At 49.8% G+C, this 20,033-nt stretch carries 20 protein-coding genes and 2 pseudogenes; 9 read left to right on the top strand and 13 right to left on the bottom strand.

The window, feature by feature from the left end:
* The first annotated feature begins 2 nt into the window (after positions 1-2).
* A complete protein-coding gene (araA, locus tag OGM81_05570; GenBank protein ID UYJ44602.1) occupies positions 3-1,481 on the top strand; it encodes an L-arabinose isomerase in 1,479 nt (492 codons plus the stop codon).
* An 11-nt stretch (positions 1,482-1,492) separates the two neighbouring features.
* Complete coding sequence (locus OGM81_05575) at positions 1,493-2,182, top strand: L-ribulose-5-phosphate 4-epimerase (protein ID UYJ44974.1); 690 nt, start codon at positions 1,493-1,495, stop codon at positions 2,180-2,182.
* 305 nt (positions 2,183-2,487) lie between these two features.
* Here OGM81_05575 and OGM81_05580 read toward each other — a convergent pair whose 3' ends face one another.
* From OGM81_05580 to OGM81_05605, 6 genes and pseudogenes are all read right to left on the bottom strand, one after another.
* The gene (locus tag OGM81_05580) at positions 2,488-2,970 is read right to left on the bottom strand and encodes a GNAT family N-acetyltransferase (protein UYJ44603.1); all 483 of its coding nucleotides are present in this window, start codon (positions 2,968-2,970) and stop codon (positions 2,488-2,490) included.
* A gap of 65 nt (positions 2,971-3,035) precedes the next feature.
* Positions 3,036-4,343 carry an L-serine ammonia-lyase, iron-sulfur-dependent, subunit alpha gene (locus OGM81_05585; GenBank protein UYJ44604.1) on the bottom strand — a complete coding sequence of 436 codons (1,308 nt, stop codon included), beginning with the start codon at positions 4,341-4,343 and terminating at the stop codon, positions 3,036-3,038.
* 6 nt (positions 4,344-4,349) lie between these two features.
* Positions 4,350-5,630 (bottom strand): L-serine ammonia-lyase, iron-sulfur-dependent, subunit alpha, encoded by a 1,281-nt coding sequence (locus tag OGM81_05590; protein UYJ44605.1) that lies wholly within the window; start codon positions 5,628-5,630, stop codon positions 4,350-4,352.
* A gap of 150 nt (positions 5,631-5,780) precedes the next feature.
* Entirely contained in the window at positions 5,781-5,987 is a 207-nt protein-coding gene (locus tag OGM81_05595) for a glutaredoxin (GenBank protein ID UYJ44606.1), read from the bottom strand.
* Between the two features lie 3 nt (positions 5,988-5,990).
* Positions 5,991-6,266 (bottom strand): annotated as a pseudogene (locus OGM81_05600) (Rid family detoxifying hydrolase).
* A pseudogene (locus OGM81_05605) lies at positions 6,265-6,465 on the bottom strand (dicarboxylate/amino acid:cation symporter). Before OGM81_05605 ends, OGM81_05600 begins: the two co-directional pseudogenes overlap by 2 nt.
* Between OGM81_05605 and OGM81_05610 the strand changes: the two are divergent.
* Together OGM81_05610 and OGM81_05615 are read left to right on the top strand one after the other, a co-directional pair.
* On the top strand, positions 6,458-6,685 hold the full coding sequence (locus tag OGM81_05610) for a hypothetical protein (protein UYJ44607.1): 228 nt from the start codon (positions 6,458-6,460) through the stop codon (positions 6,683-6,685). The pseudogene OGM81_05605 and the gene OGM81_05610 overlap by 8 nt on opposite strands.
* 384 nt (positions 6,686-7,069) lie before the next feature.
* Positions 7,070-7,318, top strand: a complete 249-nt coding sequence (locus OGM81_05615) for a DUF6061 family protein (GenBank protein ID UYJ44608.1) — start codon at positions 7,070-7,072, stop codon at positions 7,316-7,318.
* Positions 7,319-7,367: 49 nt separating this feature from the next.
* On the opposite strand, the gene OGM81_05620 is transcribed toward OGM81_05615, so the two are convergent.
* From OGM81_05620 to OGM81_05650, 7 genes are all read right to left on the bottom strand, one after another.
* Positions 7,368-8,393, bottom strand: coding sequence for a sensor histidine kinase (locus OGM81_05620; protein UYJ44609.1), 1,026 nt, complete (start codon positions 8,391-8,393; stop codon positions 7,368-7,370).
* Positions 8,390-9,067 carry a response regulator transcription factor gene (locus tag OGM81_05625; protein ID UYJ44610.1) on the bottom strand — a complete coding sequence of 226 codons (678 nt, stop codon included), beginning with the start codon at positions 9,065-9,067 and terminating at the stop codon, positions 8,390-8,392. Before OGM81_05625 ends, OGM81_05620 begins: the two co-directional genes overlap by 4 nt.
* Positions 9,068-9,086: 19 nt before the next feature.
* Positions 9,087-11,159: an ABC transporter permease gene (locus tag OGM81_05630; protein UYJ44611.1), complete on the bottom strand. Its 2,073-nt coding sequence runs from the start codon at positions 11,157-11,159 to the stop codon at positions 9,087-9,089.
* The gene (locus OGM81_05635; GenBank protein UYJ44612.1) at positions 11,149-11,916 is read right to left on the bottom strand and encodes an ABC transporter ATP-binding protein; all 768 of its coding nucleotides are present in this window, start codon (positions 11,914-11,916) and stop codon (positions 11,149-11,151) included. Before OGM81_05635 ends, OGM81_05630 begins: the two co-directional genes overlap by 11 nt.
* A gap of 77 nt (positions 11,917-11,993) precedes the next feature.
* On the bottom strand, positions 11,994-13,181 hold the full coding sequence (locus tag OGM81_05640; GenBank protein UYJ44613.1) for a hypothetical protein: 1,188 nt from the start codon (positions 13,179-13,181) through the stop codon (positions 11,994-11,996).
* 35 nt (positions 13,182-13,216) lie between these two features.
* The gene (locus OGM81_05645; GenBank protein UYJ44614.1) at positions 13,217-13,924 is read right to left on the bottom strand and encodes a hypothetical protein; all 708 of its coding nucleotides are present in this window, start codon (positions 13,922-13,924) and stop codon (positions 13,217-13,219) included.
* Positions 13,925-13,934: 10 nt separating this feature from the next.
* On the bottom strand, positions 13,935-15,041 hold the full coding sequence (locus OGM81_05650; protein UYJ44615.1) for a DUF6076 domain-containing protein: 1,107 nt from the start codon (positions 15,039-15,041) through the stop codon (positions 13,935-13,937).
* Between the two features lie 222 nt (positions 15,042-15,263).
* Here OGM81_05650 and OGM81_05655 point away from each other — a divergent pair, with 222 nt between their 5' ends.
* From OGM81_05655 to OGM81_05675, 5 genes are all read left to right on the top strand, one after another.
* Positions 15,264-15,884 (top strand): CHC2 zinc finger domain-containing protein, encoded by a 621-nt coding sequence (locus OGM81_05655; protein ID UYJ44616.1) that lies wholly within the window; start codon positions 15,264-15,266, stop codon positions 15,882-15,884.
* A gap of 1 nt (position 15,885) precedes the next feature.
* Positions 15,886-17,232 carry a phage/plasmid primase, P4 family gene (locus OGM81_05660; GenBank protein UYJ44975.1) on the top strand — a complete coding sequence of 449 codons (1,347 nt, stop codon included), beginning with the start codon at positions 15,886-15,888 and terminating at the stop codon, positions 17,230-17,232.
* Positions 17,233-17,632: 400 nt separating this feature from the next.
* Positions 17,633-17,848: an LLM class flavin-dependent oxidoreductase gene (locus OGM81_05665; protein UYJ44617.1), complete on the top strand. Its 216-nt coding sequence runs from the start codon at positions 17,633-17,635 to the stop codon at positions 17,846-17,848.
* 346 nt (positions 17,849-18,194) lie between these two features.
* Positions 18,195-18,410 carry a hypothetical protein gene (locus tag OGM81_05670; protein ID UYJ44618.1) on the top strand — a complete coding sequence of 72 codons (216 nt, stop codon included), beginning with the start codon at positions 18,195-18,197 and terminating at the stop codon, positions 18,408-18,410.
* The gene (locus OGM81_05675) at positions 18,391-20,028 is read left to right on the top strand and encodes a C40 family peptidase (GenBank protein UYJ44619.1); all 1,638 of its coding nucleotides are present in this window, start codon (positions 18,391-18,393) and stop codon (positions 20,026-20,028) included. The genes OGM81_05670 and OGM81_05675 overlap by 20 nt, the downstream gene beginning before the upstream one ends.
* Positions 20,029-20,033 lie beyond the last annotated feature (5 nt).

Consider the following 20,033-nt stretch of genomic DNA (forward strand, 5'->3'; position numbering starts at 1 on the left):
TAATGCGTATGCAAGACTATGAATTTTGGTTTGTAGTAGGAAGCCAGTTCCTGTATGGTCCCGAAGTGCTCGAAACCGTAGCTGCTCGTGCTTCCGAAATGGCCGATGTGTTAAATGCTTCTGGCAACTTGCCTTGCAAATTGGTATACAAGGTCACCGCAAAAACTAATAAAGAAATTGCTGATGTTGTACGTGAAGCCAACTATGACCCGCACTGCGCTGGCATTATCACATGGTGCCACACTTTCAGCCCAAGCAAAATGTGGATCAATGGCTTCGTTGACCTGCAAAAACCTTATTGTCACTTTGCCACTCAGTATAATCGCGAAATCCCAAATGAAGAAATCGATATGGACTTTATGAACCTGAACCAAGCTGCTCACGGCGACAGGGAACATGGATTCATTGCCGCAAGACTGCGGATGCCTCGCAAAATCATTTTTGGTTATTGGCAAGACGAGGAAATTCAAAAGCGTCTCGGTCGTTGGATGCGTGCTGCTGTAGGTGTAGCAGTTTCGCGGAATCTAAAAGTCATGCGTTTTGGTGACAATATGCGTGAGGTTGCAGTAACTGAAGGCGATAAGGTTGAAGTTCAGGCTAAACTCGGATGGCAGGTAAATACCTGGGCAGTAGGTGACCTTGTGAAAGTAATGAACGAGGTCACTGATGCTGAAGTCGATGCTTTAATGGACACTTATCGTTCCAGCTACGACTTTGCTACTGATAATATCGATGCTATTCGCTATCAGGCCAGAGAAGAAATTGCCATCAAAAAAATGCTGGATGACGAAGGATGTCAGGCATTTTCTAATACATTCCAAGATTTGTATGGCATGGAGCAGCTGCCCGGCCTGGCCAGTCAACATTTGATGGCTCAAGGATACGGCTACGGCGGCGAAGGGGACTGGAAAGTTGCTGCCATGACTGCCATCATGAAATCGATGGGCGATAACGGCAATGGATGCTCGCTCTTCATGGAAGACTATACTTACAATCTGGTTCCAGGTGCAGAATATAGCCTTGGTGCTCATATGTTGGAAGTTTGCCCTTGCTGCGCAGCAGAAAAGCCCCGTATCGAGACCCACCCCCTGGGTATCGGGATGAATGAAAAAGACCCGGCACGTCTTGTGTTTGAAGGTAAAGCCGGCCCGGCTATTGTTGTCAGCCTGATTGATATGGGTGGTCGTTTGCGACTGATCTGCCAGGATATAGAGTGCGTAAAACCCATTCTGCCAATGCCTAATCTCCCCGTTGCCCGTGTCATGTGGAAGGCACTGCCGAGCTTGGCAACTGGCGTAGAATGTTGGATCACTGCTGGCGGTGCCCATCATACAGTACTGAGCTATGACGTAACTGCTGAGCAAATGCACGACTGGGCCAACATGATGGATATAGAATTCGTCCATATCGGTAAGGATACCACTCCTGAAAGTCTGGAGCACGATCTGTTTCTTGCTGACCTTGCCTGGAAGCTGAAGTGAGGATCATGATGCTGGAATATCTTCGACAACAGGTCTACGAGGCGAACATGGAATTGCCTCGCCACGGTCTTGTAACCTATACTTGGGGAAATGTTTCCGCCATCGACCATGAAAAAGGTCTAATCGTTATTAAGCCATCTGGTGTGGATTATAACGAATTGGCTCCTGACAATCTTGTAATAGTAGATATGGATGGCAATGTGGTAGAAGGCAGCTTGAAACCTAGCAGTGATACAAAAACTCATCTGGAATTGTACAATGCATTTCCTGCATTGGGCGGCATTGTCCACACCCATAGCACTTATGCTGTAGCATGGGCACAGGCGTGCAAGGATATTCCTGCCTTTGGTACAACACATGCTGATTATTTCTACGGTGCAGTGCCATGTACCCGCAAGTTGACCCAGGAAGAGGTTGATTCAGATTATGAGCGGAACACTGGTAAGGTAATCGTTGAAACCTTTTGTGATCACAATATCGATCCCATGCATGTACCAGGTGTCCTGTGTGCGAACCATGGTCCATTCACTTGGGGAAAGGATGCTGCTCAGGCAGTATACCATGCCGTTGTACTAGAAGAAGTTGCAAAAATGACATTACTGACCAATCAAGTCAATCCTAATACAGCACCAGCTCCACAATATGTATTGGACAAACACTATCACCGCAAACATGGATCCACTGCATATTATGGCCAATAATAAGACCTCCTTAACATACCAGCAGAGAGCCGTAAACACAGGTTGGCGTGAAACAGGTTATCTGATACTGAAAGTGGATTCTCTCCCAGTCGGTAAAAAATCAGTTTTCACCAGTGAGGAAATCCATCTAGCAAGAACAGCCGTAAATCAGCTGCGAAACAAGAAAATCCAACAAGGCCAGTACACCGACGCGACCGATGATATGCTGCTGAAATTGGTCTGAAAGAACAAATTATGCATGAACAGAAACTACCCTGCAAGGTGCCTTGCAGGGTAGTTTTCTATAATTACAACGAACACTTTTATCAAAAGGTCAATCTCATCTGATACCACGTCACATCACCGTGGGTGGAGCCGGAAATACCCTCGCTGACAAAGCCGAACTTGGCGTAATAATGTACAAGACGGTCCTTGCAGGTCAGCACAAGCCCCTTGCGGCCCTGACGGCGCGCCTCGGCAATGACATGTTCCAGCAGCATGGCGGCACAGCCGCGGCGACGGTAAGCGGGGATTGTATCCACGCCGAAAATCATCTGCCACGCGCCGTTTTCGTTATGCAGGGCCGCGTCATCGTACATCTCGTCCCGCAGGTCCGGCTCGTCCGTAGCCATGCCATTCACAAAGCCCACCAGCTGTTTGCCGTCCATCAACACCCAAAAATGGTTCGGATACAGCGCCAGCCGTCTGGCAAGGCTCAATTCTGTGGCGGCTTCGGCAGCGGGGAAGCACTCGGCTTCAATTTGTACCACAGCTGCCAAATCGGCGGAAGTCGCGGTTCTGATTTGCATAACAATTCTCCTTATTTTCTCAATGCTTCGGTTTTCTTCTATTTTGCCTTTCCTGCGGGCTGCTGTCAAGATTCCTGCAGCATGATCTTTACGATTTCCTTGTCGGTTTCGCGCATACCCTCGCGGCCGAGCTGGCTTACATTGCGGATTGTGTTTTCTACGCCCTTGGTGACAATGCCGTCGCCGCCGCGGAACTGCTGGCCGTTCTGGTACATATGGTAGCCCATGATACCGGCCTGCACGCTGGACGCAATTTTGGCCGCACAGCTCGGCTTGGCACCGTCGCAGATAATGCCGGACACGATTGCCAGCGAGTTTACCAGTGTGTGTGAAATAGCCTTGAGGTCTGCGCCCTGCAGATAGGCAATACCACACCCGGCCGCACAGCCGGCGCTGACTGCACCGCAGTATGCGGACAGCCGCCCGATACCCGTTTTTTCGTGAATGGCAATCAGGTTGGAGAGTGCCAACGCGCGGTAAAGTCTATCTTTCGGCACCGCCAGTGCTTTGGCGTACTCGATAACCGGCACGGACACCGTAATCCCCTGGTTGCCGCTGCCGGAATTGATAACCACCGGCAGTTCGCAGCCGCTCATGCGCGCGTCGGACCCGGCCGCCGCCTTGGCAATGGCGCGGTTGCGCACATCGTCCCCATAAAATTTGAGCATGGTAGAACCGATGTTGGCACCGTAATCACCCAGCAAGCCTTCCTCGGAAATCTGGGTATTGTACTGAATCTGGGTATCCAGCACCGGGCAGACGTCTGCCGTATCACAGGTGTTGGCAAAGTCGAAAATATCCGCGATTGTCAGCAGGTTCCTGTCGGACAGGCCGTCCTCTGCGGGATTATCGCCGCCGCAGGCCGGTTTGCTTTCTGCCGCGGTATTGTCCAACAGAATGTCACTGTTTTTCTGGATAAACACAATGTTTGTGTGATACCGGCAAATGCGCACCACCGCAGAATCCGCGCCGTGATACAGTGCCACGATAATATCAAAGATAAAGCCGTTGTCGATGGACTCCACCGAAATCGGGACTTCTTTCATAAAACTGCGCATGGAGGCTTTCTGCTCTGCCGTCACCTTCGAGATAACTTCCAGTGCCTTGTCGGCATGGCCGCCCACAATGCCCGCCGCGGCTGCGGCCTCAATGCCTTTCATGCCATCGGTGTTGGGAACAACCACGCTCTTGACATTTTTAATGATATTGTTGCTGACACCGATTTTTACCATATCCGGCGTACAGCCCAGAACCTCCCGCGCTTTGGCGGCCGCGTAGGCAATGGAAATCAGCTCGGTGCAGCCCATTGCCGGAATAAGTTCCTCTTTCAGAATCTGTAAGTAAGTCCGATAGACCTTGCTCTGCTTTTCCATGCTGTGTTACTCCTTTGCTTGTTTATCCTGCAAAATCTCCACAATCGTCTTTTCCGTTCCCACCATACCGGGGGAGGCAATCAGCCCCATGTTGCGCATGGTCTGTTCCGGTGTTGCGCCGTTGATTCCGTGGACATTGTAAATATACGCCTGCTTTTCGGCCAGTGATACCGCCTGCCACGCGGCGTCCACGGCAACAATGCCTTTCATAGTACAGCCCTGGTTGCCGCCGTCGCATATCATGCCGGTAATACTGGAAGCTAAATTGTTGATGGTATGCGCCATAGTTTTGGTACTGCCGCCCCGCAGCAACACCAGCCCGCAGGCCATGCCGGTACCCGCCGCAATGGCACAGCCGCAGAATGCCGACAGCTTGCCGGAATATTCCTTGATGTACATACAGACAAGATAGCTCAATGCCGTGGCGCGCAGCAGCATTTCCTCGGAATAGCCGCGCACCTTGTAGGCCGCATAGAGCGGCATGGTGGCGATAATGCCGTGCGCCCCGGAGCCGGTAATGCTCATAGCCGGTTCCGGCAGGCCCAGAACCCGTGCTTCAATGGCCGCATTGCAGAGCAGGGACGCCGTTTTTTGCTCATCGTCGGAAATCATTTGGCCGTCGTTTGCCTCCAGCAGGCAGCGGGCGTAGGTCGTTTTGGGGCTGGCAATTCCTGCCTGACAGAGTGCATAGTTCAACTCAAATGCTTTTCTGATAAAGGTCAGTTCTTCTGCCGGTACCGTCAGGGCATAATCGTGAAGTTGTGCCAGTGTGTAGCGGTGAATGAGCGGCTCTGCATGGGATTCCTCGGCGGCGGTATGCGGCTTTTCATAGACGGTTTTTCCGTTCTCTGTGATTTTTACGATGTTGGTGTGTGCGTCGCGGATTGTAACGCAGGCAGTATCCGTATCTGTTTCCACTTCCGCTTCAATGAAGATACGGCTTGTGATTTCCGTCATTTCCACTTTGATAATACCGGCGGCCGCCATGTTCCGCGCGGCCTGTGCCTGCTCTGCGGTAATACCGTCCAGACATTCCAGCCTTTTATCCGGGTCAGCCCCGCAGGCCCCCAGTGCCGCGGCTTGGCAGTTACCAACCTCGGTGCTGTTGGGGATTCCGCAGGTAAACGCGTTCTTGAACATACCGCTGTTCAGCCGCAAAGTGATATGTTTTACCGCACCGGCAGTATGCTTTCTGGCTGTGGCAACAACAAAGGCAATCGCGCCCGGCTCGGTCACACCCAGAGCAGGGCACATATCCTGCCGGATAAGTTCTGTCAATTCATGCATAGTCTTGCTCCTTTGGAATGTTCTTTACAGAAAATGCCCCGGCGCGGCCTGCGCCGTTCCGGGGACATTTTCTGAGAAGAGGATAATGCTTATAGCTGTGAACTATCAGCCGAGAATGTCGTTGAGGTCAAGCGTCATGGTGCCGTCCTCCTAAATGAAGCAGGGGACACCCAGACGCTGTGTGCCGCGGATCTCCGCGTACAGGTCGCTGGTTTCGCGGATATGCAGGTAAGTCTGCAACGCCGCGTGACAGGAGAGAATGTCCTGAAAGCTGACTTCGGCACCGGCGGCGCTCAGCTTATTCAGGGCGTAGAGGGTATCGGGGCAGAGATGACTACCGACAACAGTAATTTTCATGGCTTATAGCTCCGCAATTGCTTCAATCTCACACAGAACGCCTTTCGGCAGGGCTTTGACGGCCACGCAGCTGCGGGCGGGCTTGCCGGTAAAATACCGGGCGTAGACTTCATTGAAAGCGGCAAAGTCACCCATATCGGCCAGAAAACAGGTGGTTTTGATAACATTTTTCAGGTCGGAACCGGCCTCGGCCAGAATAGCGCCTACGTTCTTGCAGCTTTGCTCTGCTTGTGCGGCAATGCCCTCCGGCACCGAGCCGTCGGTGGGATTCACGGGAATAGTCACCGATAAGCTGCGGGCCGAACTCGCCGACAAGATTCGCAAAGTAAGCAACCAGGCCGATGGGGGAAAACTTCATAATCATCTCAATCAGCTTCATAATAACCTGATTCATGTTTGCCAGCAGCTTGCCGAAGGGGCTTTCCTCGCCGCCGCACTTGGCAACGGCAAGGCCGGTCAGGATAGCAACTATGATGATGGACCACTATCAGGTCGGCATTCCCAGCCCTTATATGAACGCCCCTGTCAAGTGGGGGTTGGCTTTCGGCATTTCCAGCCGCCCGCTTATGCCTACCTCCACCAAAGTGCTGTTAAGCAAGAATATTCAGGAAGAAACCGCCGAATTTGAAAAAGACCTCCGCTTTTCCAAAGAGGACATTCGCCTGATGAAGCTGTACAATATGCTGACGATATTGTGAGAAGGCCCGATTTCACCGATAACAGAGTATTGAAATTGCTTTGAAAAGCAGACGACAATATAAAAAAATCACCTTGCAAAGTACATTGCAAGGTGATTTTTTGGTGCGACCGGGAGGATTCGAACCTCTGGCCTTCCGGGTCAGAGAACTACGACAGGGCGGGATGAATCAACGATGAAGTGCGAAACTTGTTGGTTCTGCACAGCGGCTCCCAAAACAGGAAAAAAGCCCGTTGTTGGTTGGCTTAACAGTGATAAGGAACTAATTTACTTATCAACTGTTAGCTGACGGTTTCCGGGGTGCATACGGACAAATCCCGTCTGATTTCTAACAGGAAGTCAGACGGGATTTTCGCTTTATATTACGAATTATGGAGGACATACCATGAAAACCTTAATATCTTGTGCCTACAATATGGATAATTGCTGTGTGGAAGTGAAATTCAGCGACGGCAGTATGATTGCGATTGACACTATCGTCGTTGAGAACGAGATTGCTGACAATATGTATCAGCGGTCAGAGCTGGATTATTTGATCTACAACGCTCCTTTGGAGTATGCAGACCTTATCTTGAACGGCGATCCCGAAACCTATTTGAAAACTGTAACAGAATACAAGCCTTGGGATAGCTGACAACACGCTGCCCGCAGGAGAAAATCCTGCGGGCGTTTTTCTGTTTATATTATTTCCCTCCGTTGGATCTCAATTTAGGAAAGAAGATGACAATCTTGAAGCTCTTTCCCCACTGGGAAGCTGCTTCCAGATGAAGATTTAGATCGTCGGCCATCTTCTTAACCAGGTAAAGTCCCATACCGGTAGCCTTCTTTCTGCTGTCAGTAGAATCCCCGGTAAAGCCCTTTTGAAAAATGTACGGCAGATTATATTTTTTTACGCCAATGCCGTTATCTTCAACAGAAAGGATATCTGCAGTCTCCGAATGTATCACGGAAATTGTAAGCATGGGACTATCGCTGCTATATTTGATGGCATTGCTAACGATTTGTCCCAACATAAACTGAAGTCCTCTACGGTCTGTATAGACTGTTTCAGATTGCAGTTTGTTGAGAATGACAAAATGCTTCTCTTCAAGAAGTGGGGCATAGTCCTCCAGAACTTCACCCAAGCAGTCATTCAAATTGACATCCTCAAATCGGTAATCCTTTGTACTGCTCTTCAACCGGGCATAGTACAGCATCTGCGTGACATCCTCCTGAAGCTGACTGCGGACATAATCCAGCTTTGCTTGCAGGGAAGGAGAGATTTCATCGTTCCGGTTATCCAAGAGCATGGTCAGCAACGATAGGGGCGTTTTCGCTTCATGTGCCCAGCCCTCCACGTATTCTTCATAGTCCCGTAGGGCATCCGCCATATTGTTACTCTCGTTTTTGTATTCCCGTAAAACCGAAGCCAAAAATCGGACAGATTCTCCTTCTTTCTGACTAATGGCACTGAGCAGCCGTTCTTCATTGCAGATGGTAGGATCACTGAGGAAATCTCGGAACAGTTCCATGTGGGTGTTCTCCCTCTTGTTTAGTACAAACAGAATCGCTGAAAACAAAAGGATGCTCGTCAGAACTACTAACCCGATCAAGGTTTGAAATACCTGAATGTCAGAAATCCAAAGAATGACAGTGCAAAAGCAATCCACGCCCAGCAGCAACAGAAGCCAGGGGTAGTACCGTTCTATCATGTGCCAAAGCTGCTTCATAGAGACACCTCCGCTTCCAAACGGTAGCCCATTCCTCGAACTGCAACGATTCGCTGCTTCATTTCAAGGGCGGACATCGTTTTTTTCAGCCGGGTTAGGTTAACCTGCAAGGCATTTTCATCTATGTATTCCGTGGTTCCCCATAGTGCCATGCAAAGCTGCTCCGTCGTGACCAGAGCATCGCCGCCGGACAAAAGAGCGACCAACAGTTTTCCCTGATTTTTTGGAAGCACCACAGAGGTATTATGAATATAAAGCGTGTAGGTCTGCTGGTCTAACAGGAAATCTGGTCCCTCTATGAGATTGGTACGGCCTTCATACCTTTTGAGAATATTGGATACCCTGGCAAGAAGTCGATCTTTTCTGCACGGCTTCGTCAAATATTCATCGGCACCCAACTGGAACGCTTGCAGTTCATCCTTTACCTGATCTCTGGAAGTCAGCACCAGGACGGGGATAGCAGTTTTATTCTTTAGCTCCTGGCAGATTTGAAAGCCACTGATCTCCGGCAAGTTCAGGTCTAAGATCACAAGGTCAGGGCGGAGGGCTGCCAAGAGCCGAGCGGCATCTTCAAACTCGGTAATTGCCTCCACAAGATAGCCGTCCTTTTGGAGCATATCGCAGAGTTCTTCCCGCATATAGACTTCATCTTCCACAACAGCAATTCTTTTCATGACAGCACCTCCTTCCAAATTATTCTTCTCTCTGCGGCTGCATCAGTGTCAGCAAATACCGATCACTGGAGCGCTTGACCACTCTCATATAAATATATTCTATCACGCAAAGTAGTAAAATCATAGCAGCAGATACAAGCAGCATTTCAGACACTGTCCCACGGGTTCGGGACGAGAGTATCCCTGTAAATAACGCCCTGACTCCAAACAGACTGCTGACAGCCGCAACCAATACAGGAAGTCCCATAAACCAGGTAATTTGCTTTCCAGCAGACTGGCAAAGGGTTTCGTAAGTAGCTCCCAGGCGGATCAGGGTCTGGTATCTGCGCCCGGTTTTCTGCTGACTCATCAGGAACTGAACACCCACGATGGTGTTGGCAACTACCAGGAAAACAATCGCAAGATAGAGGGTAATATAACTGGATGCTATGGTGTAGAAAAGCTGACGACCTATATTCTGAAGATAGCTTTCATATTCAATGCCAGTTTCGTCCAGCTTCTCGTTCAAATCCAAATATGCAGTCATAAGGCTATTTCCATCCAGAGCCTGCTCACTGAGCACCGCATTGACATAGGTATCATACATTCCCTGGCTATAATATAGGAATGCTTCATCCGGAAGAATCAATGCAAAGGACAAGGTTATAGAACGGTCCGTGACCAAATTCACAGACTGAACCTCTCCTGTAAGATGAATCGGACTACCATCCAGTTCCACCTTGGGCTGTCCGGCCAATACTTGGTTCAGCATTGCGGTACGACTTACTGTAGTAAACTCTGTATCAATATAGACAGCGGCCTCCTTTTCGCCTAATTGGAGAGCCGGTTTGCCGGACAATTCCAACAAACGATTATAGTCCGATAAACAAATCAAATATGGGTATGTGGCATAACCAAGATTGTTCAGAAGGACATCCCGGTCTTCCGACTGGGGCAGGCTCCGAAGAGAGTCCATAACAGCGTCCATGCTGTAGGCATTATCATAATCTTCTGTGGTGCGAATACGCCCAACCCTCATTTCAAAAAGCTCTGAAAATTGATTTTCCAAACCGTTTTCTTTCAGGGCTGCCTTTATATTCGGAAGAACCTGCGATGAATCTTCTGCAGTATGATCTTCAAAAGTATAGTCGATTACATGGCCAGAAGACAGGCTATTCGTTCCTGCAATTCCTACGCCCGCACCAAAACAACACAGCGCCGCCAGAATCAGCAGGGAGCTGATGGCCATGGAGGTTGACTGATGAATAACATTCTCCTGAATCTGCCGGAAGGTAAATACATGAAGCTGCTTATTTCCTTTTCCTTTCTTAACAATCAAAGCAATCAGCGCACGCATCCCATAGAAAAGCAGCATCGTACCAACTATGCCCAACAGCAAAGTCAGTCCCATCATACTTACCTTTGTCCATGCAATTCCCTGAATCGCCATGTAGTAAGCCACTGCCAACATCACACTTCCGCATATAGCAGCCAGTCCATAGATAACAGATGGCATTTGCTTTTTGGGGCGGTTCGTTGGCTGGGATAGCAAAGTACCGATCTCCTGGCGGCTGATTCGTCCACTCAAAATCAGAAGTGCCGTCAGCTTAATTGCCAGAAATCCTGCCAGCGTCCATTCAATTGCAGACCAGGATAAAGAAAACTGATGACCGATGATCCCCATGCCTACCAGCTTGGCGGTGACAAGACTGACAATTTCTGAAAGCACCACAGCCACAGGTAAGCCTATGAGCATGGCAAGAATACTGGTCAGGAAATCTTCCGCCAGAAGCATACCAAACAGTTTACTTCTACGCATCCCCAACATTAGATAAACACCAAACTCATGCCGTCTGCGCTCGAACTGATACTTGCAGGCAAAATAGATCAAAAAGAACAGAATACCGAGGGTCATCCCATAAAACGCAGGAATCAGAAGCAGGAGTTTGTCAACTGCGTCACTCTCCATTTTCTGCAAAAAGAGCATCACATCTTGAGTGGAGATGGAAAGAATCATGTAAAAGGCAACAATAGAAATCACCAGGGAGCTGAAAAACAGACCGTTTTCCTTTCGGCTGCGGTGGCTGTTCCGAAGAATGAGATTAGAGAACATTTGCGCTGCCCCCTCCCAGTTGCGCCATCACCTTCAGGATGCGCCCGTAGAACTCCTGCTGGCTTTCGTCTCCACGCCGAAGCTCATGAAAGATCACGCCGTCCTGGATGAACAGAATGCGCTTGCAAAAGCTGGCGGCATTGGAATCATGGGTTACCATCAGGATCGTAGCTTGTTCGTCACGATTCAGGCCGGACAGCTTCTCCATAAGACTTCTTGCGTTCTTAGAATCCAGCGCACCCGTCGGTTCATCGGCAAGGATCATTTGGGGATGTAAGATCAGAGCCCTTGCTGCCGCAACACGCTGACGCTGGCCGCCGGACATCTTGGACGGAAACTTATCCAGAACATCAGTGATTTCCAGATAGTCAGCCAACTGCTTCAGCCGCTGGCTGCTTTCTGCTTCGGATACCCCATGCAAGGAAGTCGGGAGCAGGATGTTTTCCCTGCCAGTCAGGTTGTCCAGCAATTCAAAGTTCTGGAATAGATAACCAACTTTTTTGCCACGGTACTCTGCAAGAGCCTTTCCCTTGAGGGATTGCAGAGTATCGCCTTCCACCTGAATGCTTCCACCTGTGGGTTGAATCACAGTCGCAATACAATTGAGCAGTGTGGATTTACCGGAACCGCTGCTTCCCATAATGCCGAGAAACTCTCCCGGCATCACCTGGAAGGTGATCCCATTCAGTGCCTTTGTTTGACTTGGCACATTGCCATAGATTTTTGTTAAATTTTCAATATTCAAAATGGGTTTCATGTGAATACCTCCTATCATTTGTAATAAAATGATAGCATGGGAACACAGCAAATACCACTTACAGTGGTTGTAAGGATTCAAGATATAAGTGGCGGCTCAAGGGGGACGAGCATATATTTTGTAAGAGCATCAGGCGACAATGATAAAATATACCGGATCGCCTCCTTGGCAAACCAGTTCGTTTTAATTGTATCCCAATCAGCAAGTCGGATAATCTCTGCTGTGCCGTTCTCAAAATCAACTGAAATTTCGCCCCATTCGCCGTCGCAGTCTGCTTGATATTCGTAGATTGCGGCGGCGATTTTCTTTTTGCGCTTGGTTTTGGTTTTCTGTTTCAGCCGGACAGCATGGAGCGCACCTTCGGCAACCAGCAGTTCTGTCAGTTTGTCCACCGCTTTCCGGTAGGCTCGCTCTGCACCGCTGGCTGTGCTGCCCTCAAACATAATCGCCAATTCTTCAAAAGTGGGGCGGTTCTTCCATGAGCCAACTCGCCCGCAGGTCATACAGATTGCTAACCGTTTTTCGAGCAAGGTCTGTTCCCGGTAATTCAGCTTCTCAAATGCCCGCTGTACCTTTTCTGCTTGTATGCCGTTCCAGAGGATGTCGGTATAGTTCCAGCTATCGTCAAGGGCTATATCCTCGCCTGTTTCCTCGCCGTCCTCGTCCGTTATATAGAACGGCTGCTGGTTGCGGATTCCACGGACAACTTTCAGATATTCTTCCGCAAGAGCAAGGTCGCAGTTATACTTCTTGGAAAACTGGTTGACCGCATCTTTGGTGTTATGGTACAGCCACGCCATTGATCGCACCATTTTGTAATTGGTCAGAGAGGATACCGACCATTTTTCTTCGCCCATGCGGAAACGGAGCATAGAATCCCAGATGAACGGATAGATGTATGTAGCATACTCCGCACCCTTGGCAGGATCATAGTCCATCAGCTTTTGGAGCATTTGCTCCCGGCAGGAGATCTTTATATCGATAAATCGGTCTGTGTCGTACAGATTGCCGCCGTCCACACTGAGAAAGCCTTTGATGCGCTTGTTGAGCTGCGTTTCGTAGTGGTGCAGAAAGAACGAAAAATATAGCAAATTCTTTTCCCGCAAAGCAGACAGGATATATTCATTCAGACTGTCCACCGCTGGCGGTTCCGGTTCCAGTTGGAAGATGCACTCTGCCACATAGGGGATGATGCCGTCACCGTGTGGATTAACTTGGTGCTTCGGTATGTATCCGGTCATGTTCCACGAAAAATCATTTAGCATAGCGCACCTCCCTTCTAAGTAATCAGCGGGAATAATTAACCATAATTCCAAGTTTGTCTTGCAGCATTTATATTATCCAGAAGAACAGATGCAGGATTTGCCTCGTAATAGTACGTGCTCATATCCAAAATGCCTTCTTCCATTTCACCCCACTCTGCTGTGCGAGAAACAAAGATTCTATTATATACACACCAATCGCATGTGGTGGTGAAAGCAGCAATATCTGCAAAGTCTTTTGGAAATACAATTCTTCTTCCATTTGATGTTGGCTTAAGATAGTTCTCCATTATTTCTTTGAAATTCTTCAGATCATAATCCGTAGCGTTTTCCAAAGCTTTACAGACAATCAATTCTTCGTGCGTGAATTCTGTAAGTGTTTCTAAATGGTTTGCAAGAATTAGACCATAAATAACGCAAACCTTTGGGCATTCTGCATTTACGGTTTGTTTGAACAGATTGGCTACGATAATAGCCTTTTCCGGGCTGGAGTTTACATAGTTGTAAAGCTCGTTCAATCTTCTTTCGAGATTAAAGCCAGATGCAAGACCGTTCAGTAGATGGCCGAGTTTGAAGGTATTGTATTCAGATAGAAGATCATTTCCTATTCCGCCTACAATTCCCGCAACTGGGTTTACTACGCCCAACACACCAATAGAGCCAGAACGGATTATTTTGGTCATAGGATTGTCCATAACCCGGCTAAGCGCATTCCCAATATCAGTTAAATCATATTTCTGTGCCATTACATATTCCTCATTTCGTCCGTAATTTTGCTTCTTTCTTCAAAGCAGCCTGTCCCATCTCTTTTTCGTAATCACCTTTGGCATAGGCGACATTGCTCAGCGCTCGAAGCATTTTATCCTTTGCCAGCTTTTTCATAACCTCTGCAAGATCAGCGTCCAGAGTACCACGCTTCACATAGCGGTTTATGGTGTTCAGCCGTTTCTCATAAATCTGTTTCACCGGATGATCGTCCGCAAGCTCCCGTTGTTCTCTGCCTTTCAGGTTGCCGATCTGTCGGCAAGTGCGGTGCAGCTTGTCCCCCGGTGCATAGCCGCCGCAGTATTTGGTGTGCCTTGCGTTGGTGGTGAGGAACCACTTGCCGCAGATTTTGCATTTTTTCGGGGCATGACCAACACATAAGCCCTCAAAAAGATCAGACCGGAACATCCCTACAAAGGATACATAGTGCATCCGCTTGACCAGCTTCGCAACTTTTTCGCCGGGACGGATGACCGATATATACTGAACGGAATTATTCAAAGTAGACATCCAGGCATTGCCCTCCGTGATAGAGAACTCCGGCGGAAAATAGTCGCCGAACATTTTTGCAAAACCCTCTGCGGTGCGTTCTGCTTCATTGCCGTCTGATTTTTCTGCAAAATCAAGCATGGCCGTTTGGTATTCCCCAAGGGAGTATGCCAGATGCCCGAAAACTGCGGTATAGCGTTGGAGCATCATCGCATCGGCAAAGTTCTGGATTTCTTCAAATTGCAAAGAATTGGTTGCGGCTTTTATGGCAAACTCCACATATTTCAGCGCATTGTCCACAGTAAAGACTTTTTCAATCCGTTCTCTGTGCTTTGAGATATTCATATAGGAGAACGGCGGTGTTTGACTGAGAATATCAAGCATCGTCAGAGCAGCTTCCGTTGCAATAGGACAGAGTGCAGAAGCATCCTGTCCGGCGTTTAATATTCCAAGCAGCAGATTGATTTTCTCGCATTGCTCGTTCATCTTTGCGATGGTATCCGCAGGGACATTCAGCGCATCACAGGCAAGAGCGCCGACAGGAAGTGTTTTTCCCTCATATATGACCGTATCCTGCCAAAAATCCAATGTCATCAGTTCTTGGTTCATGCTTGCCCCTCCTGTCCTGTTTTTTCATTTTCTTAATTCTATCATGCTAATGTAAAGAAATCTACATCTATCCATAAGTTGTCCTGTTTTTTGAAACGGGGTTGTCCTCCGATTAGCCTGTTTTTTGAAAAATCCGGCATAACCATAGTAGAAGGAGCCAAACCCCTGCCAATCACGGCGGGTGTTTCGTGCTTTCTAAATACTATGAACGGAGGTTTTTCTATGACAATCTATGAAATCATCAAGGCGGCAATCAGCGTAAAGCAAGCCGCAAAACACTACGGGCTGAATGTCAACCGCAATGGTATGGCTTGCTGCCCGTTCCACAACAACAGGCATCCGAGCTTGAAGCTGAACGAGGATTATTTCTTCTGCTTCGGCTGCGGAGCCAAGGGGGATGTAATCGACCTTGTGGCAAGACTGTTCGATCTGAGCAGTTATGAAGCAGCGCAAAAGCTGGCTGCGGACTTCGGGCTTGACCCGAAACCGCCCACTGCCGCAGCTATGGTCAAGCCAAAGCGTCCCTATATCCGTCAGTTCCGGGAGAATGAAATGCTGTGTTTCCGGGTGCTGACGGATTATCTGCATCTGCTGGAAGATTGGAAAATACGATACGCACCCAAGACACCGGAAGATGCTCTGGATGACCGTTTTGTGGAAGCCTGCCAGATGCACTGCTATATCGAATATATGGCAGATGTGCTGACGGTGGGTGATCTGGAAGAACGGGTGGCATTGGTGGACAAGCTGATGCAGGACGACAAAATTGCTTTTCTGCAAGAGTATACCGCACGAAAGAAAAAGGAGGTGGCGCACCGTGGCGAAGAACCGGAAAACGCCTAATATGAATTTTCCTGTCTGGTTTGACGGGCAGAACATCAACGAAGCTCTGTTTTGTGAAGAATTTCTGCATGAGCGCAGAATCATCTTCGCAAACGGAGCTTTTTTCACGCCCGATGGTCGAGTGACGGATGACCTTCCTCTGCGTGGGGAGATTTACGACAAGCTGAAATTTTGTGCCGTGAACAACATCCCACGGAAGATCACCAACATTCTGGAAGTGCTGAAACTGGAAGCGCAGGTGTCTGACTTCCCTCCGGAGCAGGATCGCATCCATGTTGCCAACGGTACGCTGCTCTTGAACGGCACTTTCACCGAAGGCAGACCGGCTATCGTGCGAAGCCGTCTGCCTGTCGGCTATAATCCCGATGCTCCTGCACCGGTGATCTGGCTGAACTTTCTGGATGGGTTGCTTTACGCCGAGGACATTCCAACTTTGCAGGAGTTTATCGGCTATTGCCTGATTCCCTCCAACAAGGGGCAGCGCATGATGGTGATTAAAGGCAACGGTGGCGAGGGTAAATCTCAAATCGGTGCGGTGCTGTCCACCATCTTCGGCACGAATATGAAAGACGGCAGCATCGGGAAGATTTCTGAAAACCGTTTTGCCCGTGCCGATCTGGAACACATCCTGCTGTGCGTGGATGATGATATGCGGATGGAAGCTCTGCGTCAGACCAACTATGTAAAATCCATCGTGACTGCACAGGGCAAAATGGACTTGGAACGCAAGGGCAAGCAGAGTTATCAGGGCTGGATGTTTGCCCGGTTGCTGGCATTCAGCAATGGTGATCTGCAAGCCCTATATGATCGCAGCGATGGTTTTTACCGCAGACAGCTTGTGCTGACCACCAAAGAAAAGCCCATGGACAGAGCCGATGATCCTGACCTTGCAGAGAAGATGAAAGCTGAAGCCGAGGGTATCTTCCTGTGGGCATTTGAAGGCTTACAGCGGCTTGTTGCCAACAACTTTAAGTTTACGGAGAGTGACCGTATCCGGAAAAACCGGGAAGCGGTCAAGCGTGACAACAACAATATCTTTGATTTCATGGAGTCGGAGGGATACATCCGATTGAAAGCGGATGCTTCCATCAGCTCTAAGGATTTCTATGAAATCTACCGGATGTGGTGTGAGGAAAACTCCCTTGCACCGCTGAAAGCCCGTAGCTTCAGCGATGCCATGATTGCCAATGCCGGGAGATTCAATCTGGAGCATTGCAACAACATCACCAACTCTGCCGGACGGCGGGTGTGGGGCTTTATGGGCGTGGAAGCTGTGGCAAGACCTCATATAAATGGATTTTACGATGTTTCGCCGTGTACGTACGTACCGGAGGACTGGCGGGATTGATTTTGCCAGTCATGCTCTGTACGTATGTACGCAGCATTTACCCCTGTTTTCTTCCGTTATAGGAAACAGCAGCTTTCAAAGCTGACCTGTTTTCGGGCATTAAAAATCAATGGTAATGGAAACAGCAAAGTTTTTGACCGCAGGACGAAACTATTTCACGAAATCGTGCTTCTCTGAACCGTGTACCCTGTTCACGGAACAATGGGTGTTTTCACTGTTCCAGACCAAACCACACAAAACGGCAAAGTGGGATATGGTCATATATGGACAGGACATCACAAGCGAAATTCTGAACGGATTTCGGAGATTGCAGATTTTTCACTGTTCGGTGCATCCACTCCACCTTGGAGCGCAGAGGTTGCACCGACACATGAACTGAATTATGGAGGATTTTATCAATATGAATATACGCAACGAAATAAAGGCACAGATCATCCGTGCCGGGATGACCATGCAGGAAGTTGTTGACCTGCTCTCGGACGAGTACGGATGGAGCGACAGCGTTTCCAACCTGTCCGCAAAATTACAGCGGGAAAGTATACGATACAAGGAAGTATTGGAGCTTGCCGCTGTGCTTGGTTACGACATCGTATGGCAGAAAAGACGGGAGAAGTGATACCCCGGCAACAGCCCTCCGCATCTCCCGTCCCCATAGGCGCACCGCAGTGCTGCCCATGGACAGGCAGTGAAAGATACGGTTTTCGCTGCCATCGTCTGCAAGAAATGTTCCGCAGAACAGCTTCATGCAGACGGGCTGACCAAGGTAAAAGGCGCAGACATTTTGCCTTGGTCAGCAGAGGTCACCGCAGTGACCGCATTCCCCCTCGGGAGAGCCCTCGGAGAGCCCACGGCACTTTGTAGCCAGCATGGATGAAAGTGTAATAGTGGGTTATTACACTTTGAAAAAGTGCCGTTCCTCAGCCCTCCGCTGTCTGCAAATCTTAAAGAAAGGACAAAAATCTATGGCAAGAAATGATGGAATTGATCGTACCTTAGCCAGAAATCAGGACTTGGAAACTCCGGATGATGTGACAAAAGTACAGGAACACAATGAGCGTGAAAAAGACCGTTATTCCAATGTCACCATCCCGTTTGTAGACCGTTTCCCCCGTGGAGAGATCTATGACCTGCTGACTACCCGCCCGGAGGATCTTGCCCATGAGCGAACAGACGAGTAACCCCACTTCGGGACAAAATGTCCCAAAGTCCAAATTCCGCAGGAAGAGCCGGCAGGAGCAAACGGCGGCGTCCAAGCTGCGGATGGAGCGCCGGTGCGAGAAGCTGGATGCCGCCCGGGAGAAGCTGGTAAAGCAGAAGCCACCGAAAAAGCCCGGGGCGGTCAAGTGTCTTGCCCATACCGCCGGACACGGCGTCCACGGCTTTGTGCATGGCAAGCTCTATGAGGTCGAGCATGAAAATGTCGGCACGGAGGGCGCACACCGTTCCGAGCTGGCGGCGGAGTCCGTGTACCGCTTCGGCAGGCGCAAGCTCCGCAAGGCCATCCGGGAGCACCCCACAAAAGTCGTGGAGCGTGCGGAGAGCAAGCATATCAAGGCCACAGCGGATTATTACTACCGCAAGACCGTGGAGGAACACCCGGAAATGCAGGAGGGCGGCGCGGTGTCCCGGTATCTGCAAAAGCAGAAAATCAAGCGCCAGTACGCAAAGCAGGCGCGGGAGGCTGCCAGACAGACCGCCAAGGCCGCCGAGGGTACGGCGTCCGTCACAGGCAAACTGACGGAAAAGGTGTCCGCCTACATCAAGGAACACCCCGGAAGGCTGCTCCTGCTTCTGGCGGCGTTTCTTCTGCTGGTGGTGCTGCAATCGTGTATGTCCTCGCTGGTGACGGTGGGCAACGGCGTGGCCGGAGCCATCGGCGCGTCCACCTATGCCGCCGAGGACGCTGACCTGCTGGGGGCGGAGGCCGCCTACTGCGCTCTGGAGGACGAGCTGCAACGCTACCTCGACACCTACACCCGCACCCACGATTATGACGAATATCATTTTGACCTTGACACCATTGAACACGATCCCTATGTGCTGCTGTCCATCGTCTGCGCGCTCCATGAGGGCGAGTGGACGCTGGACGAGGTGCGGGGAACGCTCCAAATGCTCTTTGACCGCCAGTACATTTTGACCGAGGATGTGGTTGTCGAGGTACGCTACCGCACGGTCACAAGGACGAACAGCGAGGGCAACGACTACGATGTAGAAGTTCCATACAACTATTACATCTGCTATGTCACGCTGGAAAACTTCAATCTCTCCCATCTGCCCGTTTACATCATGGGCGAGGAAACCCTGTCCCGGTATGCCTTATACATGGCGACGCTGGGCAACCGCCCCGACCTGTTCCCATCCTCGCCCTATGTGGGCAAGTACACCAACAAGCCCCCGGCACATGAGATCCCGGAGGACTATCTTGCCGATGAAACCTTTGCCGCCATTCTGAAAGAAGCGGAGAAGTATGTGGGATACCCCTATGTGTGGGGCGGCAGCAGCCCGTCCACATCCTTTGACTGCTCCGGCTTCGTCAGCTATGTCTACAACCAATGCGGCTGGGACTTCGGGCGGCTGGGGGCGCAGGGGCTATACAACATCTCCACCCGGACGAGCAATCCCAAACCCGGTGACTTGGTATTCTTCACGGGGACTTATGACACGCCGGGGATCTCCCATGTGGGCATTTATGTGGGCGATGGCTGGATGCTTCATTGCGGCGACCCCATCAGCTATGCCAACCTCAACACGAGCTACTGGCAATCCCATTTCTACGCTTACGGAAAATTGTTTTGACAGGA

It is taken from the genome of Oscillospiraceae bacterium (assembly GCA_025758045.1).
Classification (GTDB): Bacteria; Bacillota; Clostridia; order Oscillospirales; family Ruminococcaceae; genus Gemmiger.